Here is a 26,172-nt window from a genome sequence, read left to right as displayed (position 1 = left end):
CAACGCCGTACTGGTTTAAAGTTAATTCACTATACGTTTTCAGACGACCTGTTTTGCATTCATTGCACTATGGTCGGTTGAAACCCGTAGCGCGGGCTTTGCCCGCGGATAATAGAGAAAGTTTCGGCAGCTTTTTTACTTATCATCTTCGTGGGCAAAGCCCACGCTACATCGCGTTATCTTTTCTAGACCGGCTGGCAACCAAAACATAGTTTGCAAAAAAAGGTCGTCTGAAAACCGGTTTTCCTGTTTTTCAGACGACCTTTCCTATATTTTCATTTGATCATCAAACCATTCAGTCTTTCGCCGTATTCATCAGCCGCAGGGCTTTGAGGCGGCCGATTTCTTTTTGGTATTCCACCAAGCCGATAAATGTTCCGCTCCTGTCGTAAACGCGGATGGGCTGATCGGCGGAGATGTCCTCGATAAACTGCGGGCGCTGGCCGCATTTGAGCATGGTTACGGCACGGTCGTTCAGTTCGATTTTGGGGAAGTGCCGCACTAAAACGTCGCAGGGCAGGAGCAGGGCGTCGCGTTCGGTTTCGTTTAATTCTGCCAAGGCTTCGAGCGTGTGGCTTTCGCGGATGGTGAAACCGGCGGTTTCCGTACGGCGCAGGGCGGTCAGGTGGGCGAACGTGCCGATGTGTTTGGCGATGTCTTCGCTGAGGGTGCGGATGTAGGTGCCTTTGCTGCAACGTACGTCGATGACGGCTTTGGGCGCGTCAAACTCGGTGATGTCGATGGCGTAAATGGTGATGTCGCGCGGTTTGCGTTCGATGACGATGCCTTTGCGGGCGTATTCGTACAGCGGTTTGCCTTCGTGTTTGAGGGCGGAAAACATTGGCGGCACTTGGCGGATGTTGCCCGTCAGGGCTTGGCATGCCGTCTGAAATTCGGCTAAGGAAATATCGGCGCGGGCAGTGGCGATGATTTCACCTTCTGCATCGCCGGTGCTGCTGGCTTCGCCAAGTTTCAGCGTGGCGGTGTAGGCTTTGTCGGCATCCAGCAGGTATTGGGCGAACTTGGTCGCTTCGCCGAAGCAGACGGGCAAAAGTCCGGTCGCCAAAGGATCGAGTACGCCGGTATGCCCCGCTTTTTCGGCGTTGTAGAGGCGGCGGGCTTTTTGCAGGGCGGTGTTGCTGGAAAGTCCTTCGGGCTTGTCGAGCAGAAGGACGCCGTTGACGGGGCGTTTGGCGGGTTTGGCGGTCATGTCAGTGAAGGAGGAAGGAAAGGGATAAGATGGAAGTGCCGAGTAGGATGATCGGCGTTTCCGATATTGTTTTTCTGAGGATGATGTGGCTGTGCGGATTTGGTGTTTCTACTGTGTAGCTGCCTTTTTTCAGACGGCCTTGCTTTAAAAGCGTGATGCGGCCGCCGGTACGGCGGAAACTGGCATGAAACAGCGGTTTGGAGAGAGGTGCTTCCCGCCCGTTTAGGTCGGTGATGCGGAAGGGGATTTGTCCGTCTCCATCATGCCAAACCGAGTAATGCCCGTTTTTACCTATGTGGATTTCGTTGCCCGATGCGGTATTAAAGACAGTTGTCCCTTTGCGCAAACTGAAAGCGTAGCAGGCACAATAGGAGAAAAAGACTAAAAACAATAGAAATTCGGGAAAGGTCATGGATATATCCTAAAGCAGAGCAAGGAGGCCGTCTGAAACAGATCTTCGGTTTTAATACCGGGTGTTCAGAAGAGCTTTATTTTTAATCTTCCACCGGCTTTTCCGCCGCCACTTGGTCGATGAGGCTGGAAATGCTCATGCCGCGTTCGAGCGATTCGTCGTATTTGAAGTGCAGTTCCGGCGTTTTGAAGAGTTTGATGCGTTTCGCCAGCTCGCTGCGCAAATGACCTTTGGCGTGTTCCAAGGCTTCTTCGGTGATGTCGCGGGTGCTGTCGTCGAGGACGGTGTAGAACACGGTGGCGTGGCTGTAATCGCGGGTGACTTCGACTTCGTTGATGGTGATGAAGCCTGCGCGCGGGTCTTTCAGGCCGGTGCGGACCAGCTCGGCCAGTTCGCGCATGATTTGTTCTTTGACACGGTCTTGGCGGGCATAGCCGCGTTGCGGTTTTCTCATGGTTTTCCTTAAACGGCGGCGGCCGTTTCAACTTTGTTTTCAGACCGCCTGTGTGAAATAAGTGCGGTATTATAACGGATATACGGCAATTTGAGGTCGTCTGAAAAGGAGTTTGGCTATGCAGAAAATCAAAATCGGATTGGCGGGGTTCGGCATGTCGGCGCAGGTGTTCCATCTGCCGTTTTGGCGTGCGGATTCGCGGTTTGAAGTCATGCGTGTGTTTGAACGCAGCGGCAATAGGGCGCAGGAAGTCCTGCCGCAGGCGCAGACCGTGCGTTCGTTTGAGGAGTTGCTTACTGACGATGTGGATTTGGTGATCGTGACCACGCCGAACCAGACGCATTTCGATTTTGCCGCTCAGGCTTTGCGTGCGGGTAAAAATGTGGTGGTGGAAAAACCGTTGTGCGTCACGGCGGCGCAAGCCTTGGAATTGGCGGAACTTGCCGAGCGGCAGGGCGTATTGCTGACCGTTTACCAAAACCGCCGCTGGGACAGCGCGCCGCTGACCGCCAAAAAACTGCTTTCAGACGACCTTTTGGGCGAAATTGTGGATGCAGAGTTCCGTTTCGAGCGTTATGCGGCTGCATTGAACAAAAAACGCTGGAAGGAAACCGGCGAGGCGGGCGTGGGGCTGGTGTACGATTTGGGTTCGCACCTCATGGATATGGCGGTCGATGTTTTCGGGATGCCCGACGAGCTTTATGCCGACGTGCGCTATCAGCATGAAGGAGCAGTCAGCGACGACAATTTCTATATCGCGCTCTATTACGCCGACGGCAAAAAAGTCGCCCTGACTGCAAGCAAATATGCCCGCGAACCTTTGCCGTTCATGACCTTGCACGGCAAACGCGGGTCATACGTCAAACAAAACGCCGACAACCAAGAAGCCCTGCTGCTCGGCGGCGCGCAACCCGTCGGAGTGTGGAACCGTGAACTGGAAGACGAATGGGGCATCCTGCATACCGAAATCGACGGGGTGGTCGTCCGCAAGAAAATCGAAAGCGTCAGCGGCAATTATGCGGCGTTTTATGAAAACCTTTATGACGCGCTGCAAGGCAAATCTCCCGCAGCGGTGCAGCCGCGCCAAGTGGCGGATGTGTTGGGGCTGCTGGAGAAAGTATATGAAAGCGCGAAGTCGGGGTGTCGGGTAAAGGTGTAGGGAGCGGTTTAAACCGCCGGATAGGAGGGCGGGGCAAAACCATTGGGGAAACGTAAGCCTGGAGATCGCAGAAAATAAGCCGCCGTTGCGTATCCTTTATTTTGTTTCGTTATAAAAAAAAGTATAATCACCCCCATTCAAAAACAATCCGAGGCCTGCCAAATGAACGTAACCGTTATCAATCACCCCCTTGTCCGCCACAAACTCACGCTCATGCGCGAGGCCGATTGCAGCACTTACAAATTCCGCACCCTCACTACCGAGCTGGCGCGCCTGATGGCTTACGAAGCCAGCCGTGATTTTGAAATTGAAAAATACATTATCGACGGCTGGTGCGGTCAAATCGAAGGCGACCGCATCAAGGGCAAAACCTTGACCGTCGTGCCGATTTTGCGTGCCGGTTTGGGTATGCTCGACGGCGTGCTCGACCTGATTCCGACTGCCAAAATCAGCGTGGTCGGATTGCAGCGCGACGAAGAAACGCTCAAACCCGTTTCCTATTTTGAAAAATTCGTGGACAGCATGGACGAACGCCCCGCGCTGATTATCGACCCCATGCTCGCGACCGGCGGTTCTATGGTGGCTACCATCGACTTGTTGAAGGCGAAAGGCTGCAAAAATATCAAAGCGTTGGTACTCGTTGCTGCGCCCGAAGGCGTCAAAGCCGTCAATGAAGCGCATCCCGACGTCACCATCTACACCGCTGCCCTCGACAGCCATCTGAACGAAAACGGCTACATCATCCCCGGCTTGGGCGATGCGGGCGATAAGATTTTCGGTACGCGCTGATTCGTGATTTGAGGTCGTCTGAAACTGAATGTATGGTTTTCAGACGACCTTTTTATAGTGGAATTAACATAAATCAGGACAAGGCGACAAAGCCGCAGACAGTACAGGTAGTACGGTAAGGAGAGGTAACGCCGTACTGGTTTAAAGTTAATCCACTATACAAGGTATTTTTCGTTGAAAATCCCATGTTAGAAAGGACAACCATGAGCTTCCAAGACAACCTCGCCGCCATGCCCGACATCGGTCATTTGAGTGGACTCGACATCCTCGACGCACAAGGCAAAGCCGTCCATCACATCCCTAACGCGCCCGGCAAGCAAGGCTCGCTCAAACTGTATAACGCTTTGGCATTAAATTTCGGCGGCAAGCTCGATGCCGCAGCTGCTGCGCAGGGTTTGGATTGGTTTGCCGAACATGTTGCCGACGCGCAAGCCAATCCGGGCAAGCATCCCAATATCGATCTGCTGTTGCAAGTGAAAAACGAAAACCTCAGATTGCTTCTAAAGCCGGTTAACGCTTAAACATCAGCTAAGCGAAAGGTCGTCTGAAAACAGAAATCCTGTTTTCAGACGACCTTTTTTCATGAAACCGTTTCGTTATAAATAAAATTGTTATATTATAACCAATCAAATTTCTACTCGATACATTTGGAGAACCCATGAAAAAAACCGCATTGTTCATCGCATCCGCGCTCCTGTTCAGCACAACCGCCCAAGCACACCGCGTCTGGGTCGAAACCGCCCATACACACGGCGGCGAATACCTACAAGCCGAATTGGGCTACGGCGAGTTCCCCGAACTCGAACCCATCGCCAAAGACCGCCTGCACATTTTCAGCAAACCCATGCAGCTGATTACCGAAAAAGGCAAAGAAAATCTGATTCAAAAAGGGACGTACAACTACCAATACCGCAGCAAACTCCCTGTCAAAGACGGCAGCTACCTCGTTACCGCCGAATACCAACCGACCTTCTGGTCCAAAAACAGCGCAGGCTGGAAACAGGCGAGCATTAAAGAAATGCCTGACGCCAGCTATTGCGAACAAACCCGAATGTTCGGTAAAAACATTGTCAACGTCGGACACGAAAGCGCAGACACCGCCGTCATCACCAAGCAAGTCGGGCAACATCTGGAAATCGTTCCGCTGGATAATCCTGCCAACGTCCACGTCGGCGAACGCTTCAAAGTCCGCGTCCTTTTCAACGGCGAACCGCTGCCCAACGCCACCGTTACCGCCACATTTGACGGTTTCGACACCAGCGACCGCAGCAAAACCCACAAAACCGAAGCCCAAGCCTTCTCCGACACTACGGACGACAAAGGCGAAGTCAGCATCATCCCCCTGCGTCAAGGCTTCTGGAAAGCCAGCGTAGAACACAAAGCCGATTTCCCCGATCAAAGCGTGTGCCAAAAACAGGCGAACTACACCACCCTGACCTTCCAAATCGGTCATACGCATCATTAATATCCAATAACAAAGGTCGTCTGAAAACCGTATTGCAGGGGTTTCAGACGACCTTTCTCTTTATCAGCCAATTAATTTAATAAACAGCCATTCATCAAGGCTTATGCGGCGCAAACGTCCATTGCCCAAGCACCAAGCCCAAATCAAACAGGTTCAGACGACCTATTGCCACCCTGACCAAACGCAGGCACGGAAAACCCGCCTTAGCCGTCATCCGCCTGACCTGTCGGTTTTTCCCTTCCGAAATCCGAATTTCCACCCAAAAATCAGGCACGGACTTGCGCACGCGGATAGGCGGCACGCGCGGCCATAAAACATCTGCTTCGTCCGCTTCCAATACGCGGACCTTTGCCGGACGCGAGACAAAATCCCCCAAATCCACACCGCGCCGCAGCATATCCAGCTTCGCTTCGTTAGGCGAACCTTCCACCTGCGCCCAATAAGTTTTCTCCAGTTTAAACTTAGGATCCGCAATCCGCGCCTGCAAACGCCCGTCGTTCGTCAGCAGCAGCAAACCCTCGCTGTCCGTATCCAAACGTCCCGCCGGATAAAAGTCCGGCAGCGCCACATAATCTTTCAAACACCCATACTTTTCATGCGCCGAAAACTGGCAAATCACGCCATAAGGCTTGTTCAATACGATTAAATCATTCATTTTCATCACATCCTGAAACCAAGCATGAATTGTACCAGCCGCCGTATATGGGCTACAATTTCACGCTTCTTTATATTTTATACAAATGATTTCATACGGTTAAAAAATACCCTCAGGCTCGGCTTGACACGTCCGAGTCAAACCAGTATATTACGCACTTCCTTAGGAGTAATGGCTGAGAGGCTGAAGGCACTTCCCTGCTAAGGAAGCATGTGGGGTCAACCTGCATCGAGGGTTCGAATCCCTCTTACTCCGCCACCATACGAAAACCCGTCGATTATCTGACGGGTTTTCTTTTTATCGTTTTGTGAAAACAAGGATAACGGACAGGCAAACCGTCAAACTTGACGTTTACAGAACATGAAAGCGTTTGCACGAAGGCTGGATTGCCGTTGAAACCGATTATTAAGCACGGCAATCATTAAAAATCAAAAAAAGGTCGTCTGAAACCGGATTTCAGACGACCTTTTTGTATGTCAGTGCAGCGGCTTATTCTTCCGGAGCGCGGAAGGTGTCGTGGCAGGATTTGCAGCTTGCGCCGGTTTCGCTGTAAGCGGCTTTGATTTCTTCCAGCTTGCCGGTTTGCGCGGCGGCGTTCAGTTTCTCAACGGCAGCGGCGAATTTGTCCTCTTCGGCTTTAAATTTGGCCGCATCAGACCAAACCGCAGGCAGGGCGCGTCCGTTGCCTTTGTCGTCAGATTGGAAGAAGGTGAAAGGTTTTTTGCTGGTTTCGGCAAAAGTTGCCGCAGCCTGCTTGAATTTTTCCACGTCGTAAGGCTCTTCGCCTTTTACCATTTTGCCCATGCTGGAGAACTCGGGCATCATGGATTTGAACGCGGTGGTACGGTCTTCGGAGATCGGACCTTTGGGTTGCGCGGGTGCGCCGCCACCGCAGGCGGCAAGGGTCAGGGCAGCGAGCAGCGCCGCTGAGAAGAGTTTGGTATTCATGGCTTTGGTGTCCTGTGATAGTATTTTGTTATTCATATTTTTTCAGACGACGTCCGAAGAGGTCGTCTGAAAAGTTGCAATCATACCTGAAATGGGTTTACAAAACGAGAAAAGAAAGGAAATAGTTATGGCGATTTTGGTTACCGGCGCGTCAGCCGGTTTCGGCGAGGCGATGTGCCGCACGTTTGTACAGGCCGGTTATTCCGTTATCGGCGCGGCACGGCGCGGCGAGAAACTGCAGGCATTGGCAGCCGAATTGGGCGAGCGGTTTTATCTTTTGGAAATGGACGTTTCGCGTACCGAGTCGATACGCAACGCGCTCGACAGCCTGCCTGAAAATTTTGCCGAAATCGATTGCCTGATCAACAACGCCGGATTGGCGTTGGGTTTGGAAACGGCAGACAAAGCAGATTTCGGCGATTGGGAAACCATGATTCAAACGAATATCGTCGGTCTGACTTTCCTGACGCGCCAAATCCTGCCGCAAATGGCGGAGCGCAAGCAAGGCTATATCATGAATCTGGGTTCGATTGCCGGCAGCTATGCCTACGAGGGCAGCAACGTGTACGGCGCGACCAAGGCGTTTGTGCGCCAGTTCAGCATGAACCTGCGCGCGGAATTGGCGGATAAAAACATCCGCGTTACCAACATCGAGCCGGGTTTGTGCGGCGGTACCGAGTTTTCCAACGTCCGATTTAAGGGCGATGACGAGCGGGCGGAAAAGGTTTATGAGAACGTCGAGTCCATCCAGCCGCAAGACATTGCGGATACGGCTTTGTGGCTCTATCAGCGTCCGGCGCACATGAACGTCAACTCCATCGAAATCATGCCTGTCGCCCAAACCTTTGCCGGTATGAAAGTCATCCGCAATACGCTGCCCGTACCCGCACAGGCGGAGAATTTTGAGAAACAGAGTATGTCTTTGTTTGCACGGATTAAGTCGTGGTTCAAATAGGCAGATTGGATGGGATGGGTCGTCTGAACGGTGGCGCTCGGTTTCAGACGACCTCCGAATATCTGCATCTTACATAAACACGTTATAATGTAATCCTCTCCGTTCAGAATATTAAGGTCGTCTGAAAGCCTTTATGAAACACGCAATCAAACAAAAAATCCTCGAACAGGCACGCCGTGACGGCGTACAGGTAACCGCTTTGCGCGAGCAGGTGCTCGATATCGTTTTGCAGCAAAGCGGCGTGATTAAAGCCTACAACGTCTTGTCGCAGATGCAGCAGCAAAGCGAGGGCGTGGTTGCGCCGCCGACGGCCTACCGCGCCCTTGATTTTTGGGCGGAGCAGGGCGTTTTGCACAAAGTGGCGGCGGTCAACGGTTATATTTTGTGCAGCCACGCGCAGCACGAGTGCGACGACCATTGTCACGACCACGAAGAAGCCGAGGCGCACCATAGCGCGTTTATTTTGGTCTGCACCGAATGCGGTACGGCGGACGAGCAAACCCTGAGCCACGAATGGGCGGCATTGTGCGCAGGCGTTGCCGAAAGCGGCTTTGCGCTGAAAGAAGAACACGTTGTTTTAACTGGAATCTGTAAAAAATGTCAGAAGTGAAAAAAACCAAAGTCCACCTGATTTCAGGTTTTCTGGGAACAGGCAAAACCACCGCGCTTAAAAGCCTGATGGAACAGAAAGACCCGAACGAAAAATGGGTCATCATTGTTAACGAGTTCGGCGAAATCGGTATTGACGGCGCCGTATTGAGCGACAACGGCATCCCCGTGGCAGAAATCGCCGGCGGCTGTTTGTGTTGCACCGCCGGTCCGCAAATGGGCGTAACCGTGCAGAAAATGCTGCGCGACGCCAAGCCCGACCGCCTGATGATTGAAGCAAGCGGACTGGCACATGCCGCCAGCGTCATCGACGAATTGAAAGCCAAACCTCTGGACAGTCTTTTGGAAATCGGCGCCGTCTTTACCGTCGTCGATCCGCGCCAGTTCATCAACCCTGATTACGCGCAGCAGGCGTTGTATAAAGACCAAATCGGCATCTGCGATGTATTGGTGGCCAGCAAAACCGATTTATGCACTGCTGAACAGCTTGCCGAATTTCACGACAAAGCGGCAAAACTGTTTCCGCCCAAAGCCAAAGTGGTCGAAGTCCAAAACGCACAGCTCGACATCCAATGGCTCGACATCCCCGTTATCGAAAAATCACGCTACCGCCTCAAAGCCCTGCCGGACAACACTATGGGCTTCCAGTCGCAAGGTTTCACATTCCCCGCCGGACGCGATTTTGACGGCGAAAAGCTGACCAACTTCTTCAACGACCTGCCCAAATTCACAGACGGCCTCGTCCGCGCCAAAGGCGTGTTCCAAGTGCTCGGCACATGGGTGTGGCTCAACTGGGTGGACGGGCAATGGGGCGCCAACCAAGTCTCATGGCGGCGCGACTCGCGCTTCGAGCTGATTGCCAAGTCGTTTGACGCGGATTTGATTGAGAAAAAACTGCAAGAGGCTTTGGAGAAATAAGGAAGGTCGTCTGAAAGTTTGCCGCAGCAATTTTCAGACGACCTAAGCGATAGTGAAGTCTATTATTTCAACTGTCAGAATAATATAAAGCAACTGCGTAGCGTGGGCTCTGCCCGCGAATAAATCAAATAAACATTGCAGGAAAGAAGAAAATGGCAAAATTTTTAAATACCAGCGGTACAACGTATTACTTGGAGGAGTTAATTAAAAATGCACAGGAACGGCTTTATTTGATTAGCCCTTATCTAAAATTAAACGATAGGGTAAAAGAGCTTTTAGAAGACAAAGACCGCATGAAAATCGATGTGCGGATTGTAATGGAGAATATAAATTACTTGAAACTATAGCACAGCAACTCGGAAATAATCGTAATGTATCAGGTAGAATTGATCTATTTACAGAATTAAAGGCCTGTCAATCTTGCAGCAATGTTATTTTAGAGTTTAGAAATCGCTATCCAAATATTCAATTAAATATTTTTACAGGAAAATAGAATCATGGAAAAAATAAAAAATTATATAGAATTCAAGAAATTATTTAAAAATATAACGGAAAAATTTGTCAGAGATTTAGATATAACATTAATTGAAGCAGCTGAATATTCTATAATTGAATTCGAAATTTATTTATCTGAATATCCGGAAGATAGTACATTTATTTTTACAGCATGGGCAATCTATCTGTTAGAAAATAACTGTCTCAATGAAAGAGGAAAAGATAATTTTTTCATCGCGGAAATGAAAAAATGTTATCAACAAACTAATTTGGATAGAATAAAATCTATCTATTCTTCGAGTGACTATCATATTTTTGCTAAGGATGTAAACAAGATTCAACAAACATTTAAATTAAATCTTGCCAATATCATGCAGCAAGAGTAGCAACTGTATTTTTAACCCCGTCGGGCAAAAATACCAAAAACGGTAAATCACTAAAAATACTTTTATACCGCCGCAGCAGCAAGCTGTAGCCTGCATGAAACCTAAAATCCATGCGTAAGGTGTGTGCTCCAGCACGCACGCGTTCCATGATTTACGGCTCAATGCCGTCTGAAAAGCTCACAATTTTTCAGTATGGTAAAAGTGAATTGCAGCCATCAGAGGCAGCTTGGTTGAAAAATTTAAATTATGTTCGTACAAGCTATTGTCCGAATCTTCATGCAAAATGTTATGTCAGCGAAGATGCTTGCATTATTACAAGCCTGAATTTATATGAATTCAGCCAAATAAATAATAATGAAATGGGTATCTTATTAAAGCGTAGTGAAGATGGAGAAGTCTATCAAGATGCTTATAGCGAAGCGCAGCGTATTATCCGTATTAGCGATGAAGTTAAAATTTCAGTTGACGTAGTAGAAAAAGAGCAAGTTTCGCAGAAAAATCAGAATATAGAAATTGCTAAAAAATACGATACATTGACTGTCGCTAAGCTGGCAGAAAAATGGGGAGTAACAACGGAAGAATGCAATGCGAAACTGTGTCATGCAGGTTTGCAGGAAATAGACGGTAAGTTCCACCGTTTGACAGATACAGGTAAGAAAGCCGGTGCACTTATCAAAAAAGGGCGTTACGGATATTTTATTGTGTGGCCGGATAGTTTGACATTGGAAATGGTCGAAGCGGCTGGCAATAATCAGAAAGATTTGCTGGATAGGTTTATTAGCTGGCTTATCAGTTAAATTTTTTACAAGTATTAAAAGTATAGGTCGTCTGAAAGCAATCCGTACTTTTCAGACGACCTTAAAACCAAAATAGAGGAATACCCCAAGCATGTATCGTTACATCCTCCACCGCCTATTACTCTTAATCCCCACGCTGTTGGGGATTTTGGCGATTACTTTTGCCGTTATCCAATTCGTGCCGGGCGGGCCGGTGGAGCAGATGGTGCAGCAGTTGACGCATGGCGCGGTCAGCGGCGAGACTGCGAATGCGACGGCGGGCAACATTATGAAAAACGGCAACCGCATCAGTCCGGAAGATTTGGCGGCGTTGAATGCGCTGTACGGTTTCGACAAGCCGCCGTTGACGCGGTTTGCGGATATGGTGTGGCGGTTTGCCCGTTTTGATTTAGGTAACAGTTTTTTCCATCATGAAACCGTGTTCGAGCTGGTCAAACAGAAAATGCCGGTATCGATGAGTTTGGGCTTGTGGACGTTTTTCCTGACTTATTTGATTTGTATCCCGTTGGGCATTGCCAAGGCGGTGCACGACGGCAGCCGTTTTGACGCGGTAACGGGGATGGTGGTGCTGGTCGGTTATACCATACCGCCGTTTGTGTTGGGTTTGGTGCTGCTGGTGTTGTTCGGCGGCGGCAGCTTTTTTGCGTGGTTCCCGCAGGGCGGTTTGGTCGGCGATGATTTCGATACGTTGTCGTGGGCGGGCAAAATTAAGGATTATCTGTGGCACATGGCGCTGCCGATTACGGCTTCGGTGGCGGGCAGTCTGGCGGTAACGACGGTTTTGACGAAAAACGTGTTTCTTGAAGAAATCCGCCGCCAATATGTTTATACCGCCCGCGCCAAGGGATTGCCGGAAAAGCAGATTTTGTGGAAACACGTTTTCCGCAACGCGATGATTCCGCTGATTACCGGCTTTCCCGCTGCCTTTATCGGCGCGTTTTTCACTGGCAGCCTGCTGATTGAAACCTTGTTCTCGCTCGACGGGCTGGGGCTGCTTTCCTACGAGGCAGTGATGAAACGCGATTATCCGGTGGTGATGGGGACGCTGTATGTGTTCACGCTGATGGGTTTGCTGGCAAAATTGGTGTCGGATATTTCTTATTCGTGGGTCGATCCGCGCATTCATTTCGGCGGACAGAAATAGGTCGTCTGAAAAAATTCATTCAGACGACCTATTAATTAACTTACAAATTCAAATAATATCAAAACCACATCTGTTTATATATTCATTGACTGGAGATATTTCTTGCGATAACGTTGGAGGGCATATTGTTACAATTTTTGCGAAATTTACATCATCAGAAGTAACAAATAGACTACCTCCTAAATCATTGGATTTTTTTGGTATCGGTATAAGTACATATACTCCATCAATTAGTATCAGAAATTTATGAGCTATTTCCGTTTGATTATATTTAACAATATATTTGACTTTATAAACCGGTTTTTTACCCGATATATTATCAAATGGGGTAGAAGGAAGCCAATCCTCATAAAAATCTTCGAAATTCGAATCGCGCTCAATCCTTAAATTGACATCAAAATGATAAACAAACAGCCCTGAATCCTCACTTCTTTGCCACTCGTCCGGGTTGGAGTTTTTCAAAACCTCATCAATGGCGTCTAGTGTATTAATCATTACCAAATACCTTCTTCTTTAAATTTAGTAGTTAAATGTTCCAAGAGTAGAGGCCAACCACGGTTAAAGAAACGACATTCTTCAATAAACTGAGCAGGATTAAAACCTTTATCATAGCTATAGCCAATGTTAGCTAAAAAAACGTACTTATCTAAATCTTCTAGACCATCAATGTGGCATCGGAACAAAAAACCTTCGTTCATTTTATTTATAAGATTCAAAATAAAGAGTTCATTAGTCTTAAATTCATTATAGTCGCCTAAAATAGTGCCGGCCCATATACTCAATCGTTGGTTTTTGGTATTAAGTGTAACCCTCAAAGTATCAGCATCTGGGCTTAAAACTATGCGCCATTCAAATAGATTCGAATCGGGAGTATTTTCTGTTGCCTTAATATCAATATAGGCATTTCTGAAAATACTTGTTATTTTCTGACTGGTAACGAATTCTGGATCAATTAATTCATACATATTGTTTCCTTTTTATAACCCACCCGCATACAAGGCATATTAACGATACGAGTTACATGATAGAATATCGAAAAAAATCGAACCACCAACAAGTTTTTCCAATAACCCACCCAAAAAGTATTTGGAGCGGAAACTATGCAAATCAATGAAAAAGTCAAAAAAGTTCGTGAACTGAGCAATCTTACCCAAGAAGAAATGGCTTCCCAATTGAACATGTCGACCAACGGCTATGCGAAAATTGAACAGGGAAAAACAAGACTGAATATTCCAATGTTGGAACGAATTACTGCCATATTGGGTATTAATTTGATGGAGTTACTGAATATTGATGATAAAAACTTGGTTTGCCTAATTAGTGAAAACAGTCAGCATAGCAGTAATTACTATGCCAACGAAACAGCCATAGAGTTAGAAAAATTACAGCTCATATTGAATCATAAAGATGAACTGTTACTGCAAAAAGATCGTGAAATTGAGGCATTGAAATTAGCATTATCCGCTTTTAGAAACACATAATTTTCTTTCAAACTAATTGTATAAGCCGTCTGAAAATTTTCAGACGGCTTCATAATAATAAGCTATGAATAAACAAACTTCTTACTGGCAGGCCTTCAAGCAACACAAACGCGGCTGGTTCGCGTTGCGGGTTTTGGCCGTTTTGTTCGCCGTCGCGCTGCTTGCGCCTTTATGGAGCAACGACAAGCCCTTGTGGATACGTTATCAGGGCGAATATTATTTTCCGCTGGTAAACGAATACAACGAAACCGTGTTCGGCGGCGATTTCGACACGCCTGCCGATTACCTCGACCCGCTGATACGCGGCAACATCACGTCAAACGGCAATTACGCCGTTTATCTGCCCAATCCCTACGATGCCGATACGCTCAATGATTTCGACACGCAGCCCGACCCTGCAAGTCCGTCCGAAAGGCACTTGCTCGGCACGGACGACCGCGGTCGCGATGTCTTGGCGCGTTTGGTTTACGGATTCCGCGATTCTCTGCTGTTCGCCCTTGCGCTGACTTTGGTAACGACCGTAATCGGCGTGATTACCGGCGCGGTGCAGGGTTATTTCGGCGGCAAGACCGACCTTTTGATGCAGCGTTTTATCGAAATCTGGGGCGGGATGCCGGAGCTTTATCTGCTGATTATCCTGTCTTCGTTTTTTAATCCCAGTTTGCTGATTTTGCTGGTGTTGCTGTCGCTGTTCGGCTGGATGGGGCTGTCGGACTACGTCCGCGCCGAGTTTTTGAAAAACCGTCAGGCAGATTACGTTTTGGCGGCGCGTTCGATGGGCGTGGGCAACCGCGCGATTATGTGGCGGCACATCCTGCCCAACAGCCTGACGCCCGTATTGGCGTTTCTGCCTTTCCGCATCTCCGGCGCGGTACTTGCGCTGACCAGCTTGGATTTCCTCGGTTTGGGCGTTCCCGCGTCGCAGGCAAGCTTGGGCGAACTCTTGGCGCAGGGCAAGGACAACTTGGACGCTTGGTGGATAGGCTTGTCTACCGTCGGTACGCTGACGGTTATGCTGCTTTTGCTGGTGATGATAGGCGAGGGCTTGCGTCAGGCGTTTGACGTGCGCGCGAGGGGATGATTTTCCGTATTGCGGATGAATAAAAAATAGCCGATAGTTCATTTTCCTGCTATATAGATGGCTTTTCAGGCCGAGCTTGTTTTCAGGGCGAAAAACCTGTTTATGGGTGCGACCGCAAAAATATTTTACTCACTTAATTTTTGAAGAATTCAAATGAATCAAACACACAACACAAACTTCTACGAAATGCTGGCCGCTGCCTGCCATAAAAACGGCAAAGGTACTGCGGTGTTCAACGACAAAGAAAAAACCACCTACCACGCGCTCAAGCAGGAAGTCGATGCCGTAGCCGCATATCTGCAAAATATGGGCGTCAAATTCGGCGACAAAGTGGCTTTGGCGGTATCCAATTCGCCGGAATTTATCAGCGCCTATTTTGCCGTCTCTGCCATCGGCGCGGTTGCCGTACCGATGAATACGTTTTTGAAAAACAACGAATACGCATATATTTTGAACGACTGCAAAGCGCGGTTTATGTTTGCTTCGGCAGGTTTGCAGAAAGAGTTGAAGGGGCTGAAGAAACAGACCCGCGTCGAGAAAATCATTTGGATAGGCGAGGCGAAAGCGGCGGATGAAGCCGATGTGCGTTTTGAAGAAGCGCGCCGTTTTTCGGGTACGCCCGATTTGAGCCGCCAACCGAAAATCGATGATTTGGCGCATATTATTTACACTTCCGGCACGACAGGCCACCCAAAAGGCGCATTGATCAGCTATGGCAACCTGTTCTCCAACCTTGAAGGCATCGAGCGCATCTTTAAGATTACCAAACGCGACCGCTTTGTCGTGTTCCTGCCGATGTTCCACAGCTTTACGCTGACAGCTATGGTGTTGCTGCCGATTTATATGGCGTGTTCGATTATTTTGGTGAAATCCGTTTTCCCGTTCTCCAATGTTTTGAAACAGGTTTTATTCAAACGCGCGACCGTGTTTTTAGGCGTACCCGCGATTTACACCGCTATGAGCAAAGCGAAAATCCCTTGGTATTTCAGATGGTTCAACCGCGTCCGTCTGTTTATCAGCGGCGGCGCGCCTTTGGCGGAACAAACCATCCTCGACTTTAAAGCGAAGTTCCCGCGTGCCAAGCTTTTGGAAGGCTACGGCTTGAGCGAATGCTCGCCCGTCGTCGCCGTCAACACGCCCGAAAGGCAAAAAGCCCGCAGCGTCGGCATCGCCTTGCCCGGATTGGAAGTCAAAGCCGTCAACGACGAATTGGTCGAAGTGCCGACGGGCGAAGTGGGCGAACTCATCGTCAAAGGCGGTTCGGTCATGCAGGGCTACCTGAATATGCGCGATGCCACGGACGAAGCCATCGTCAACGGCTGGCTGAAAACAGGCGATTTTGTCACGATAGACGAAGACGGCTTTATCTTTATCGTCGACCGCAAAAAAGACCTGATTATTTCCAAAGGGCAAAACGTTTATCCGCGCGAAATCGAAGAGGCGATTTACAAACTCGACGCCGTCGAAGCCGCAGCCGTCATCGGCGTGAAAGACCAATACGCCGACGAAGAAATCATCGCCTTTATCCAACTCAAAGACGGTGAAACGTTGGACGAAGCCGACGTGCGCGCCCATTTGCGCGGACATTTGGCGAATTTCAAAATCCCCAAACAGATTTACTTTAAAGACGAACTGCCGAAAAACGCCACGGGCAAAGTGTTGAAACGGGTGTTGAAAGAGCAGTTTCAGAAATAATTAAGCGTTCAGACGACCTCGGTTTGCGGGTTTGAATCAGAGGTCGTCTGAAAAGCAGAAAGTCGATGTCTGTTAGGCACATTTTTTGTTCATCACCAGATATTGGCTTATTGCTTCGTAAAGATTTCTGCCCGTGCGGCGGGTATTGCCGATTTGATTCCACCCGTTTTCCGTTTTCAGACGACCTCGATACCATGACGAAACCCATCCTTGAAATTGAAAACCTAAACGCCTTTTTCCCCGGCAAGCAAGTCCTGCACGATGTCAGCCTGACCGTACAGACCGGCAGGAAACTGGCATTGGTCGGCGAGAGCGGCAGCGGTAAAACCGTGTTGGCGCAGGGCATTATGCGGCTGAATCCGCTGGTGTCGTTTGAAGGCAGTCCCACAGGGAGGCGTTGCACTCTGAAATTCGACGGCAACGATTTGCTGACCCAATCCGAACGCGCCCTGCAAAAGCTGCGCGGGCGGGAAATCGGTATGGTGTTTCAAGAACCGATGACCGCGCTCAACCCCGTGATGCGCGTCGGCGCGCAGATTGCCGAAGTGCTGACCCTGCATCTGGGTTTGGACAAAAAACAGGCATGGGCGAGGGCGGTCGAACTTTTGGCGGAAACCGGCATCCGCGAGCCGGAGCAGAAAGCCTTTGCCTATCCCTTCCAGCTTTCCGGCGGACAGCGGCAGCGGGCAATGATTGCGATGGCGGTTGCCGCCGAACCCAAGCTCCTGATTGCCGACGAACCGACCACCGCCTTGGATGTCGCCGTGCAGGCGCAGATTCTCGATTTGTTGGCGCGTTTGCAGCAGGCGCACAACATGACCATGCTCTACATCACCCACGACCTGAACCTTGTCCGCCGCTTTGCAGACGACGTCGCCGTGATGCGCGGTGGACGCATTGTCGAAACGGGCGCAGCGGCGGAAGTGTTCGCACGTCCGCAACACGAATACACGCAAATGCTGTTGAACGCCGGTGCCGCGCGCAAAGTCGTACCTTTGGCGGACAAGCCCGCCACCGTCTTGCAGGCGGAGCAGCTTTCCGTTGCCGTCAAAGAAACGGCGGGCTGGTTTAAAAAACGCAGCAAAACCCTGCTGGAGCCGGTTTCCTTCGATTTGAAAGCGGGCGAAACGCTGGGCATCATCGGCGAAAGCGGCTGCGGCAAAACCACGCTGGCAAAAGCCGTGATGCACCTTATCGACGCGGAAGGTCGTCTGAAAATCAACGGCGAAGCCTGGACGCGCGAATCGAGGCGCGACATCCAAATGGTGTTTCAAGACCCGTTCGGCGCATTCAACCCGCGCATGAACGTCTTTAATATCGTTTCCGAAGCCCTGCGCGTTCACGAACCCGATTTGTCCCGCGCAGAAATGCGGCAGCGTGTGCAAGACGTATTGCGGCAGGTCGGGCTGCCCGAAGACGCGCTCGAACGCTATCCGCACGCCTTTTCCGGCGGACAACGCCAGCGGCTCGCCATCGCCCGTGCCATCATCGTCCGCCCGAAAATCCTCGTTTTGGACGAACCCACCAGCGCGCTCGACGTACAATGGCAGCAACAGATTCTGGAGCTACTCGCCGATTTGCAAAAACAATACGGTCTCAGCCTCATCATCATCAGCCACGACCTCGCCGTCATCCGCGCCCTGTCGCACCGCGTGATGGTCTTGAAAGACGGCAAAGTCGTCGAAGAGGGCGGCTGCGAAACCGTATTTGCCAACCCTTCCAGCGATTACACGCGCCATCTGATGAGCTTTAGGGCAGGTTGAACTGTCAGATAGGTCGTCTGAAAAACATTAGCCAATCCCGATGGCAACCTTACAAAAAAGCTATTACACTTTTGCGACACTTGAAATTTTCAGCCCCAAGCCCTATCCTGCACAACATCTGATTCAATTTGACACAAAAAGGAAAAACTCATGAGCAGCGAACTGATTATCCACACCTCCGATGCAAATTTCGAACAAGACGTTTTGAAATCCGACGTACCCGTATTGCTCGACTTCTGGGCACCTTGGTGCGGCCCTTGCAAAATGATCGCTCCGATCTTGGACGACATCGCCGCCGAATTTGAAGGTCGTCTGAAAGTCGTCAAACTCAACATCGACGAAAACGAAGCCACCCCCGCCAAATTCGGCGTACGCGGTATCCCGACGCTGATGGTGTTCAAAAACGGCGAAAACGTCGCCACCAAAGTCGGCGCTTTGGCAAAAGGTCAATTGACTGCATTTGTAAACGCTTCTTTGGCTTAAGTTTCAACAACGCAAAAGGTCGTCTGAAAATGTTCAGACGACCTTTTTGTATGTTTGGATTTTAGGGAAACGGGATGCTTTGCCCGTTCTCTTCTTTATCGTTCGAGGATTTCGGCAAACGGGCATTGCCCGATTAAATTCGTTTTAATCTGCGCCAAAAAGGTCGTCTGAAAACCTAGTATCAGGTTTTCAGACGACCTTTCGTGTGTTTACGCCTTGTTTGAACATTTATTCCTTGCGTTGCAAAACGGCGGCGAAGAATCCGTCGGTTTGGTGTTTTGCCGAATCGAGGCGCAGGTACTTGCCGGTGTTCAAATCGATTTTCAAACCGGCGAGCAGGTCGGCGCAGTCGAGGAGTTCGTATTCCGGGTGTTCTTCCAAAAAGCGTTCGACCTGCATTTCGTTTTCTTCGGGCAATACGCTGCAAGTGGCGTAAACCAGCCTGCCTTGCGGTTTGACCAGTTTGGCGGCGGCATCGAGGATGCTGTGTTGCTGTTCCAAAAGTTTGGCGACAGTTTCGGGCGACTGGCGGTATTTGAGGTCGGGGTTGCGGCGCAGCGTGCCTAAGCCGGAGCAGGGGGCATCGACCAAAACGCGGTCGGCTTTGCCGGTCAGGCGGGCAATGCGGCTGTCGTGTTCGCTGCTGATGCGTTCGGGGTGGATGTTGGTCAGTTCGGCGCGGGTCATGCGGGGCTTGAGGTTGGCAAGGCGTTTTTCGGCGATGTCGAAGGCGTATATTCTGCCTTTGTTTGCCATTTGTGCGCCGACGGCGAGGGTTTTGCCGCCTGCGCCGGCGCAGAAATCGACAATAATTTCGCCGCGTTTGGCACCGACGAGCAGGGCGAGGAGCTGGCTGCCTTCGTCTTGGACTTCAAGCGTGCCGTCTAAAAACAATTCGTGTTTGTTGAGGGCGATTTTGTTTTTCAGGCGGATGCCCCAAGGGGAATAGGGCGTGGCTTCTGCATCGGGGTTTTCGGCTTGAAGCAGCGGCAGCACTTTGTCGCGTCTGCCTTTGAGCGTGTTGACGCGGATGTCGAGCGGCGCGGCTTGGTTGATGCTGCGGCCGAAGGCGAGGATTTCTTCGTCGCTGTTATGTTTTTGCAGGTGCTCCACCAGCCATTGCGGCAATTCGGCGGTGGTATGGAGGTCGTCTGAAAATTCGGTTTTGCGTGCTTTGAGGCTGCTGAGGAACTCGGTTTCTTCTTCGTCGAGCAGGTCTTTGATTTGGCTGATGTTGGTGCTTCTGCCGAGAACGAGCGCGGCAAGCGCGGCTTTGCGCGGCTGGGCATGCGGACGGCGCAGGATGGCACTGATTTTTTGATAATGGCGCAGGGCGGCGAAGGCGGTTTCGGCGATTTCGTGGCGGTCTTGGCGGCCAAGTTTTTTGTGTTCGCGGAAGTAGCCGGACAGAACGGCATCGGCAGGCTGTTTGAAAGTCAGCATGTCAGCCAGCACTTTGGCGGTATGGTCGAGTTGGATCGGGGTCATGGTGGGTTCGCAATCGGGGGAAAAGGCTTGGATTATACTGGAAAGGTCGTCTGAAAACGTTGAATCAGGTTTCAGACGACCTTCATGATGCGTTCGATTTCATGCCAAAAGCCGTCGGGGCGCAATTCGAGTTTGGCGATTAAGCCGCTTTCGATTTGGCGGACGTCTCGGTCGGACAGGGTTTGCGCCTCGGCGACGCGGGCGGGGGCAAGGTATGCCATGCGGTCGATGAGGTGGTAGTGTGCGCCCTCGGTGGTCGGATATGCCGACCAGTCTCGGATAAAGACGCCGCGCCAGCAGTATGGATTCAGCGGGGCTTCGGCGGAATCTGCGCCGACGGGGAAAAAGCCGATGCCGCGTATGATTGAGGCGGGTTTCGGCGCGTCGGGGAGGCGGTTTTGCCGCAGGGTTTCGCTGCCTTCGTGGGATTGAAGCAGGGCGAGTTGGCGGGGCAGTTTGGCGGCTTTGGCGGCGAGGGTGTCTTTGGAATTGAGTCCGCACAGGTCTGCGGATTTGCCGCTGCCGCTGCCGTAATATTTGCAGGTCAGTTCGATATGATAGGGTTTGCCGTTGATGGAGGCGATCAAATCGGCGGCGCCTTGCGTGAGGTCGTCTGAAAACACGGGCAGGTTATAGGCGTGCAATTCGGTATGCGGTGCATGGGCGAACCAAAATACGAGCAGGCGTTCGGCGTAGATGCCGAGTCGGTTGCCGAAGGGGGCGTGTTCGGCGAGATAGTCGTCTAAGGGGGAGGGATTGCCGTCCAAATCCAAAAGATAGCGGAAGCCGTGTTCGCCCAATAGTGTGCGGACGCTCAATTCGCAGCCGCTTTGCCAAAGCGGCGGAGCGGTCAGCAGGGTGGCGAGGGCGCGGACGGACGGGTTGGTGAGTTTCCACCATAGGGCATCTAGGGCGTAGTTCATGGGGCGGTGCGAATGTCGGGAAGGTGATGGATTTTATAATATTGAACATGAAGTTGAAACCTGTAAGCCCGCTGTACCGTCTAAGCAGCAATTGTTTTTCCCCTTCAAGATATTGAACAAGTTGGCAATCGGGCGGTAACGTTCTCCCTATTAAAAAAGGTCGTCTGAAAACGCTTTAGCGAGACTTGCTATCGGTTTTCAGACGACCTTTGTTTTGAAACGGTTGTCATCCGTTCGGGTTTGTGTTGAAGGTTTTGCAGACGGATTGCTTGGGGAAAAGGTGGCTAGTTGCTTAACACATTGTGTTTTTTAGTTAAGACATATTGATAGACTTCTTCTACCGCCGCTTCGTCATAGCTTTTGCCAAAACGCTTTTTGTAGCCCAAATCATAGAGTTTGACGTGGTGTTCTTCTGAAATTTCGACGCCTACGTTTTCCAAACACGACTTGGCGCAATGCAGATGGCAGCCGTCGATGACCAGCATCGGCCTGCCGGACTGCGCTTTGCGTACCAAAGGTGCAACTTTGCCTCCTACGCCGGAAATGCACGACATTTCAAATTCGCCGGCGTGATCGAGTGCTACGGCGGTATTGTTGGCAAGTTGCGCTACGTCAGAACATCCGGAACAGGAATAAATCAACGGAAGTTCGCTGCGGTTGGGCATTTCTAATCTCCTCTTTAGCCTGTTTCATTTTGTATGTGTATTTTAATCCATCAATAATCGGTAAAGCACGCTCAGATTGAAGCAGGCCTGACAAAAGTGGTCGGATTTTCTGCCATGCCGGGTTGGATTCGGGATGCCTGAAGGTCGTCTGAAAATATTCTAGCAAAACTTGCTGTCGGTTTTCAGACGACCTTTTCTTTGGGGACTGGGCTATGCTTTGTCCTCTTCGTTTTCCACTGCTTTGGGCGGAACGGGCGCGAACCAGCCGACCAAGAGCAGCAGCACGCCGACGATGATGAAGGAGGCGATGCGGGCGATGCCGCCGCTGTTGGAAAGCTCGATGAGGAAGAGCTTGACGACGACAATCGCCATCAGTGCTGCGCCGGTTATCCAGAAGGGGCGCAGTTTGCGGCGGTTGCCGTACACCATCAGGATGATGGCGGTCACTGCCCACACGACGGAGAGGCTGGCTTGCAGGCCGAAGGATTGGAGCATGATGTCGAGGCGCCAAGTGATGCCGTCGTAGAAATGCCACAGGCGCATCACGCCCGCGCTGATGACCATGAACGCGAGTGCGGCGACGCCGGGCGCGTTCACGCGACGGTATTCCAAAGGCAGGGCTTCGGGCAGGGACTTCAGGGCGAACCACAGCATTCCGGCGCAGGCGAGCTCCAGCGGGTTAAGCAGCGGGATATACGGCAACGGCGCAGGTTGGAACGGAGTGGAGAAGTTTGTCCATATCATCCAACTTGCGGCGGCAAGGGCGGCTATCGGCAGGGCGAAATGCTGATAGGTGGCTTGATGTCGTCTGAAAAAGACGAGCTGCCGCTGCGTATGAAGGACGACCCACATGATCAGCGGTACGGCAAGCCACGAGAGCTGCGACCAAACGCCGTCGAGACGATCGCCGACATACATTCCTGCCCAAAGCGACCAAAGGATGCCGATCAGGATGATGTTAAGTTTGTGCAAGCCGATAGGCGCATGGGTTTGGCGGTTATTCAGGATGACGAAGTTCAACACGGTGGCGGCGGCAAGCGGCAGGGCTGCGGCGGCTGTCCATAGGTGTTCGAGGTGATAGCCGATGAAGTGCAGGGCAAATAGGGGCAGGAATGCCAAGGTCGTCTGAAAAAGCTCTTTCCAGTTCAAACGGTTGGCAAGCAACAGCAAGGTGGTGAATATCGGCAATGCCCAAAGCTCGATGAACAGGGTTTCTTCGCCCGTCCATTGGGTATAGGTGGCGAAGCCGCCCAACATCAGGGCGATAACGAGGATGGCCCAGCCTGCAATCTGCGAGAACGGGAGGGTTTGGTCTTGTTTGTCTTGGTTTTCCGATGCTTCGGTTTGGACGCGCGGATATTGCAGCCTGTAGGCTGCAGCAAACAGCAGTGGCGCGGCGGCAAAGAGGTGCCAGTGTGTCAGGAAGCCGTTGGATTCATTATTAATCGAGGCTTGGAAGAGCAGGATAAAGATTGCATTGCCCAAGGCGAATGTGCTGAACACGTCCGACTTGCCTTTGCCTCGGCAGAACGCCCAAGCTGCCACCAAAGCAGAGAAAATGATGATGCTGCCGCGTTCCGCGAAAAACAGTAAAGGCAGGATGGATGTGTAGAGCAGGGCGGCGCAGAGGGTTGCGTTTTGAAGCGTCTGTTCCCATTGCGCCGAGCCTTTACGGCGGTAGAGGTGCCACTGCAGGTAAATTGCCGCGCCGCCGAACAGGGTCAGCAGGGTGGTGAACCATTGACCGTGCAGGATGGTGGATCCTCCCTCCTGATAACCGCTCAGTTGGGTCAGCGCCGCCAGCAGATAAACGACGAGCGCACCCAAACGCATATGCGGACGCTGTTGGCGCAGCCCGAAGAAATACACGAGCGCGGATTCTACCGTCCACAGGATGACGGTGTTGCCGCGTTCAAAGTGAAGCGGAACGGCGAGCGTGAGGAAAAGCAGCGACAGGGCAAAAAACGCCTGACGCAGGATATACAAACCCTGTTGCCGTTTCAGCATCAGCGCGGCAAGTCCGTAAACGGCGGCGAAGCCCAGCGCGGAGAATGCGTCCGCAGACGGCCAGTGTTCCACCATGCGGTATTGCAGTCCGAACGCCGCCGCCATCGTGCCGAACAATAAAGTATGGTCGAGGACGTGGACGCGCAGGCCGTGGGAGCAGATGCTGTTCCAAATTTCTTCCAGCGTCGCATTGTCGGCAACGGGTGCGAGCGTGTCTTCGCGGCTTTCCATCAGCTTGCGGCGGGCGAACAGATAGGCGATGAAGGTGTAGAGCAGCCAGTGGTAAATCAGGAAAGGCTCGGTGGTGGCGAAATGCTGCGGCGTATAGCTTTGCATGCCCCACAACGCGGCGATGGCGAAAGTTCCGGCGAAACCCGTCAGGTTCAGCGGCCGCCATGCCTTAAACCAAGCAATCGCCGCTACGCCGGCATTGAGCAGGGAAAGGTAGGAAAACAGCACCAAATAATTGCCGCTGCCGTCCGATACCAGGATGGGCGCCGCCAGACCGCCGACCAAGGCGACCTGCGCCATAATCTGCGCGTTCTGCCTGATTGCCAACAACGCCATCAATACAACCATCGCCACCATCAGTACGAATACGATCGGTGCAGGCAGCAGCGGATGCAGTTTCAACGCCGCCAAAGAGGTCAGATACATCACCGCCACGCCGAAGCCTTGCAACACCAAGCCGTATTCGCGTTTGCGGCTTTGCAGCTTCCAGCCGCCGATAACCGCCGCCAGACCCGCGCCTGCCACAGTCAGGTAACGCATTTCCACCGGTACATAAATCCGCTCGGAAGCATAGCGCAAAAGGAATGCCAAGCCGAGGAACAGCACCACGATACCGGTTTTCAGCAGCGGATTGCCGCGCAGGAACCAAGCAACAATGGGATTTTCGGAGAATTTGAAATCGAAACCTTCCTCTTTATGGATAACGGTTTCACGAGAATCTGCGTCGATGTTTTCTGATGTATTTGCAGACGGCATCGGCGCTTCGTTTTCAGACGACGTTTGCAGGACAGGCGCGTCTTGTTTGCGTTCGTCTTCTTGAATAGCGGAAACTTGGGCAGGTGTTTCTACGCTGTCTGCGTACAGAGCAGGTTCGGGCTGCACGGAAGGTTCGGCGGAAACAGGGGGAACAGGTGTAGAAAAAGAGGGTGCGACGACCGGCTCGACGGACGCATTGTCCGCAGTTGCAATAGGTTCAACCTTCTCATGAAGTGGCGCAGGGGTCGTCTGAATATCGTCGGCATGTTCGGACAAAACAGCACGCAGTTTCCTAGCCTGCCCAACTTCTGCTTTATCATGAACGGATTCGTGTTCCAAAGCCGTCAAACGCAGCTTCAGCAACTCGATTTCTTTTTCCAGGTTTTGCAGTTTTGCATCATGTTCTTCCTGACGCGGTTTGCCGAGTTCCCGCGCAAACAACCATAAAATAGAGCCGAAAATGACGCCGACGGTCATTTCGTCAAGAAAATAGCCAATGAGGATGGGGATGAGTAGGCAGAAATACTGCATAAAACACCTGTCCGATAACGGTAAAAATATGCCAATTGTAGCATTCTTGTCATGAGAAGGATGTATAGAAGGCGTAACGGTAGGAAAAGCTGTTGTGCGGTAAGCAACATTGTATTTGCAGAATTAATTTACGGCACAAGGTCGTCTGAAAAGCGAAATTGGATTTCAGACGACCTAGTCGATGGGTTTCGTCCTGCTGTTTATCATGAATATAGGCTTTATATCGTGGAATCAGGCGCAAGTCCTGTGAACTTGCCATGCTTGATACGGACTATTTATTATAGGCGTTAGCTTCGATAGGGTACGGTTTGTCTAGCCACCAAGTTTCAAGGCTTTTTTGATACCCATATTTTTCGAAAGAAAATCTAATGCCTCATTAACCCAACCATGCTTTGGGTTTCCCGCCAATTTTGTCTCCTCTCTTCGTGGGAGAGGAGATTGAGGATGCTGAAACCCAACCATTTTTAGGGTTTCGGCCAATTTGTTCCCTCTCCCGTGGGAGAGGAAATTGAGGATGCTGAAATCCAACCGTTTTTGGATTTTCAACCAATTTGTCCCCTCTCCCCGCGGGAGAGGGATTGAGGATGCTGAAACCCAACCGTTTTTAGAGTTTTCAACTAATTTTGTCCCCTCTCCCGGTGGGAGAGGGTTAGGGAGAGGGCAGTAAGCCGC

General features: G+C 51.0%; 30 protein-coding genes, 1 tRNA gene and 1 pseudogene. 19 read left to right on the top strand and 13 right to left on the bottom strand.

Features of this window, described 5'->3' with window-relative positions; genetic code table 11:
- Nucleotides 1-295: 295 nt before the first annotated feature.
- The 3 genes from truB to rbfA all read right to left on the bottom strand — a co-directional run bounded on the left by truB (nucleotide 296) and on the right by rbfA (nucleotide 2,076).
- Nucleotides 296-1,210, bottom strand: coding sequence for a tRNA pseudouridine(55) synthase TruB (gene truB, locus HMPREF3277_RS04245; RefSeq protein ID WP_070870126.1), 915 nt, complete (start codon nucleotides 1,208-1,210; stop codon nucleotides 296-298).
- Between the two features lies 1 nt (nucleotide 1,211).
- The gene (locus HMPREF3277_RS04240; protein ID WP_045075458.1) at nucleotides 1,212-1,622 is read right to left on the bottom strand and encodes a hypothetical protein; all 411 of its coding nucleotides are present in this window, start codon (nucleotides 1,620-1,622) and stop codon (nucleotides 1,212-1,214) included.
- A gap of 82 nt (nucleotides 1,623-1,704) precedes the next feature.
- Nucleotides 1,705-2,076: a 30S ribosome-binding factor RbfA gene (gene rbfA / locus HMPREF3277_RS04235; RefSeq protein WP_003685554.1), complete on the bottom strand. Its 372-nt coding sequence runs from the start codon at nucleotides 2,074-2,076 to the stop codon at nucleotides 1,705-1,707.
- A 118-nt stretch (nucleotides 2,077-2,194) separates the two neighbouring features.
- On the opposite strand from rbfA, the gene HMPREF3277_RS04230 reads away from it, so the two are divergent.
- The 5 genes and pseudogenes from HMPREF3277_RS04230 (at nucleotide 2,195) to HMPREF3277_RS04215 (ending at nucleotide 5,489) form a co-directional block, all read left to right on the top strand.
- Nucleotides 2,195-3,235 carry a Gfo/Idh/MocA family oxidoreductase gene (locus HMPREF3277_RS04230; protein ID WP_070870125.1) on the top strand — a complete coding sequence of 347 codons (1,041 nt, stop codon included), beginning with the start codon at nucleotides 2,195-2,197 and terminating at the stop codon, nucleotides 3,233-3,235.
- A gap of 162 nt (nucleotides 3,236-3,397) precedes the next feature.
- Complete coding sequence (upp, locus tag HMPREF3277_RS04225; protein ID WP_003744890.1) at nucleotides 3,398-4,024, top strand: uracil phosphoribosyltransferase; 627 nt, start codon at nucleotides 3,398-3,400, stop codon at nucleotides 4,022-4,024.
- Nucleotides 4,025-4,077: 53 nt separating this feature from the next.
- Nucleotides 4,078-4,140, top strand: a pseudogene (locus HMPREF3277_RS15210) (transposase); the annotation flags it as partial.
- Nucleotides 4,141-4,227: 87 nt separating this feature from the next.
- A complete protein-coding gene (locus HMPREF3277_RS04220) occupies nucleotides 4,228-4,545 on the top strand; it encodes a DUF2322 family protein (RefSeq protein ID WP_003763340.1) in 318 nt (105 codons plus the stop codon).
- Nucleotides 4,546-4,682: 137 nt separating this feature from the next.
- Entirely contained in the window at nucleotides 4,683-5,489 is an 807-nt protein-coding gene (locus HMPREF3277_RS04215) for a DUF4198 domain-containing protein (RefSeq protein WP_009313193.1), read from the top strand.
- Nucleotides 5,490-5,583: 94 nt separating this feature from the next.
- On the opposite strand, the gene HMPREF3277_RS04210 is transcribed toward HMPREF3277_RS04215, so the two are convergent.
- Nucleotides 5,584-6,144 (bottom strand): pseudouridine synthase, encoded by a 561-nt coding sequence (locus HMPREF3277_RS04210; protein ID WP_070870199.1) that lies wholly within the window; start codon nucleotides 6,142-6,144, stop codon nucleotides 5,584-5,586.
- Nucleotides 6,145-6,309: 165 nt separating this feature from the next.
- Here HMPREF3277_RS04210 and HMPREF3277_RS04205 point away from each other — a divergent pair.
- Nucleotides 6,310-6,402, top strand: a tRNA-Ser gene (locus HMPREF3277_RS04205).
- A gap of 231 nt (nucleotides 6,403-6,633) precedes the next feature.
- Here the strand turns inward: HMPREF3277_RS04205 and HMPREF3277_RS04200 are convergent.
- Nucleotides 6,634-7,092, bottom strand: a complete 459-nt coding sequence (locus HMPREF3277_RS04200; RefSeq protein WP_070774897.1) for a c-type cytochrome — start codon at nucleotides 7,090-7,092, stop codon at nucleotides 6,634-6,636.
- 127 nt (nucleotides 7,093-7,219) lie between these two features.
- Here HMPREF3277_RS04200 and HMPREF3277_RS04195 point away from each other — a divergent pair, with 127 nt between their 5' ends.
- The 8 genes from HMPREF3277_RS04195 to HMPREF3277_RS04165 all read left to right on the top strand — a co-directional run bounded on the left by HMPREF3277_RS04195 (nucleotide 7,220) and on the right by HMPREF3277_RS04165 (nucleotide 12,396).
- A complete protein-coding gene (locus HMPREF3277_RS04195; RefSeq protein WP_070870124.1) occupies nucleotides 7,220-8,047 on the top strand; it encodes an SDR family oxidoreductase in 828 nt (275 codons plus the stop codon).
- A 133-nt stretch (nucleotides 8,048-8,180) separates the two neighbouring features.
- Nucleotides 8,181-8,657: a Fur family transcriptional regulator gene (locus tag HMPREF3277_RS04190; RefSeq protein WP_019271482.1), complete on the top strand. Its 477-nt coding sequence runs from the start codon at nucleotides 8,181-8,183 to the stop codon at nucleotides 8,655-8,657.
- Nucleotides 8,645-9,574: a CobW family GTP-binding protein gene (locus tag HMPREF3277_RS04185; protein ID WP_070870123.1), complete on the top strand. Its 930-nt coding sequence runs from the start codon at nucleotides 8,645-8,647 to the stop codon at nucleotides 9,572-9,574. Before HMPREF3277_RS04190 ends, HMPREF3277_RS04185 begins: the two co-directional genes overlap by 13 nt.
- A gap of 152 nt (nucleotides 9,575-9,726) precedes the next feature.
- The gene (locus tag HMPREF3277_RS04180) at nucleotides 9,727-9,921 is read left to right on the top strand and encodes a phospholipase D-like domain-containing protein (protein ID WP_003757858.1); all 195 of its coding nucleotides are present in this window, start codon (nucleotides 9,727-9,729) and stop codon (nucleotides 9,919-9,921) included.
- Nucleotides 9,918-10,067: a deaminase domain-containing protein gene (locus HMPREF3277_RS13555; protein WP_224064527.1), complete on the top strand. Its 150-nt coding sequence runs from the start codon at nucleotides 9,918-9,920 to the stop codon at nucleotides 10,065-10,067. Before HMPREF3277_RS04180 ends, HMPREF3277_RS13555 begins: the two co-directional genes overlap by 4 nt.
- A gap of 4 nt (nucleotides 10,068-10,071) precedes the next feature.
- Nucleotides 10,072-10,455, top strand: coding sequence for a hypothetical protein (locus HMPREF3277_RS04175; protein WP_002219725.1), 384 nt, complete (start codon nucleotides 10,072-10,074; stop codon nucleotides 10,453-10,455).
- A gap of 146 nt (nucleotides 10,456-10,601) precedes the next feature.
- Nucleotides 10,602-11,252: a phospholipase D-like domain-containing protein gene (locus tag HMPREF3277_RS04170; protein ID WP_070870122.1), complete on the top strand. Its 651-nt coding sequence runs from the start codon at nucleotides 10,602-10,604 to the stop codon at nucleotides 11,250-11,252.
- 91 nt (nucleotides 11,253-11,343) lie between these two features.
- On the top strand, nucleotides 11,344-12,396 hold the full coding sequence (locus HMPREF3277_RS04165; protein WP_003779280.1) for an ABC transporter permease subunit: 1,053 nt from the start codon (nucleotides 11,344-11,346) through the stop codon (nucleotides 12,394-12,396).
- 48 nt (nucleotides 12,397-12,444) lie between these two features.
- Here HMPREF3277_RS04165 and HMPREF3277_RS04160 read toward each other — a convergent pair whose 3' ends face one another.
- Together HMPREF3277_RS04160 and HMPREF3277_RS04155 are read right to left on the bottom strand one after the other, a co-directional pair.
- On the bottom strand, nucleotides 12,445-12,891 hold the full coding sequence (locus tag HMPREF3277_RS04160; protein WP_003779281.1) for a hypothetical protein: 447 nt from the start codon (nucleotides 12,889-12,891) through the stop codon (nucleotides 12,445-12,447).
- Nucleotides 12,891-13,361: a hypothetical protein gene (locus HMPREF3277_RS04155; protein WP_003779282.1), complete on the bottom strand. Its 471-nt coding sequence runs from the start codon at nucleotides 13,359-13,361 to the stop codon at nucleotides 12,891-12,893. Before HMPREF3277_RS04155 ends, HMPREF3277_RS04160 begins: the two co-directional genes overlap by 1 nt.
- A gap of 135 nt (nucleotides 13,362-13,496) precedes the next feature.
- On the opposite strand from HMPREF3277_RS04155, the gene HMPREF3277_RS04150 reads away from it, so the two are divergent.
- From HMPREF3277_RS04150 to trxA, 5 genes are all read left to right on the top strand, one after another.
- Nucleotides 13,497-13,877: a helix-turn-helix domain-containing protein gene (locus HMPREF3277_RS04150; protein ID WP_003779284.1), complete on the top strand. Its 381-nt coding sequence runs from the start codon at nucleotides 13,497-13,499 to the stop codon at nucleotides 13,875-13,877.
- A gap of 64 nt (nucleotides 13,878-13,941) precedes the next feature.
- Nucleotides 13,942-14,958, top strand: a complete 1,017-nt coding sequence (locus HMPREF3277_RS04145) for an ABC transporter permease (RefSeq protein WP_003779285.1) — start codon at nucleotides 13,942-13,944, stop codon at nucleotides 14,956-14,958.
- Between the two features lie 153 nt (nucleotides 14,959-15,111).
- Complete coding sequence (locus tag HMPREF3277_RS04140; protein WP_003757868.1) at nucleotides 15,112-16,653, top strand: fatty acid--CoA ligase; 1,542 nt, start codon at nucleotides 15,112-15,114, stop codon at nucleotides 16,651-16,653.
- Nucleotides 16,654-16,847: 194 nt separating this feature from the next.
- Complete coding sequence (locus HMPREF3277_RS04135; protein WP_070870121.1) at nucleotides 16,848-18,416, top strand: ABC transporter ATP-binding protein; 1,569 nt, start codon at nucleotides 16,848-16,850, stop codon at nucleotides 18,414-18,416.
- 150 nt (nucleotides 18,417-18,566) lie between these two features.
- Entirely contained in the window at nucleotides 18,567-18,899 is a 333-nt protein-coding gene (trxA, locus tag HMPREF3277_RS04130) for a thioredoxin TrxA (RefSeq protein ID WP_070859444.1), read from the top strand.
- A gap of 228 nt (nucleotides 18,900-19,127) precedes the next feature.
- Here trxA and HMPREF3277_RS04125 read toward each other — a convergent pair whose 3' ends face one another.
- The 6 genes from HMPREF3277_RS04125 to HMPREF3277_RS15205 form a co-directional block, all read right to left on the bottom strand.
- Nucleotides 19,128-20,387: an RsmB/NOP family class I SAM-dependent RNA methyltransferase gene (locus tag HMPREF3277_RS04125; protein WP_070870120.1), complete on the bottom strand. Its 1,260-nt coding sequence runs from the start codon at nucleotides 20,385-20,387 to the stop codon at nucleotides 19,128-19,130.
- 71 nt (nucleotides 20,388-20,458) lie between these two features.
- Nucleotides 20,459-21,310, bottom strand: a complete 852-nt coding sequence (locus tag HMPREF3277_RS04120) for a DUF1853 family protein (RefSeq protein WP_070870119.1) — start codon at nucleotides 21,308-21,310, stop codon at nucleotides 20,459-20,461.
- A 284-nt stretch (nucleotides 21,311-21,594) separates the two neighbouring features.
- Nucleotides 21,595-21,975, bottom strand: a complete 381-nt coding sequence (locus tag HMPREF3277_RS04115; RefSeq protein WP_070870118.1) for a putative zinc-binding protein — start codon at nucleotides 21,973-21,975, stop codon at nucleotides 21,595-21,597.
- A 210-nt stretch (nucleotides 21,976-22,185) separates the two neighbouring features.
- A complete protein-coding gene (locus HMPREF3277_RS04110) occupies nucleotides 22,186-25,500 on the bottom strand; it encodes a DUF2339 domain-containing protein (protein WP_070870117.1) in 3,315 nt (1,104 codons plus the stop codon).
- A gap of 49 nt (nucleotides 25,501-25,549) precedes the next feature.
- On the bottom strand, nucleotides 25,550-25,759 hold the full coding sequence (locus tag HMPREF3277_RS13545) for a hypothetical protein (protein WP_246830754.1): 210 nt from the start codon (nucleotides 25,757-25,759) through the stop codon (nucleotides 25,550-25,552).
- Between the two features lie 53 nt (nucleotides 25,760-25,812).
- Nucleotides 25,813-26,172 (bottom strand): hypothetical protein (locus HMPREF3277_RS15205; protein WP_210401151.1); only part of this gene is annotated, 360 nt, incomplete at its 5' end.

The sequence above is a fragment of the Neisseria sp. HMSC70E02 genome (assembly GCF_001838645.1).
Classification (GTDB): Bacteria; Pseudomonadota; Gammaproteobacteria; order Burkholderiales; family Neisseriaceae; genus Neisseria; species Neisseria macacae.
This window is presented reverse-complemented; position numbering and strand designations above follow the sequence as displayed.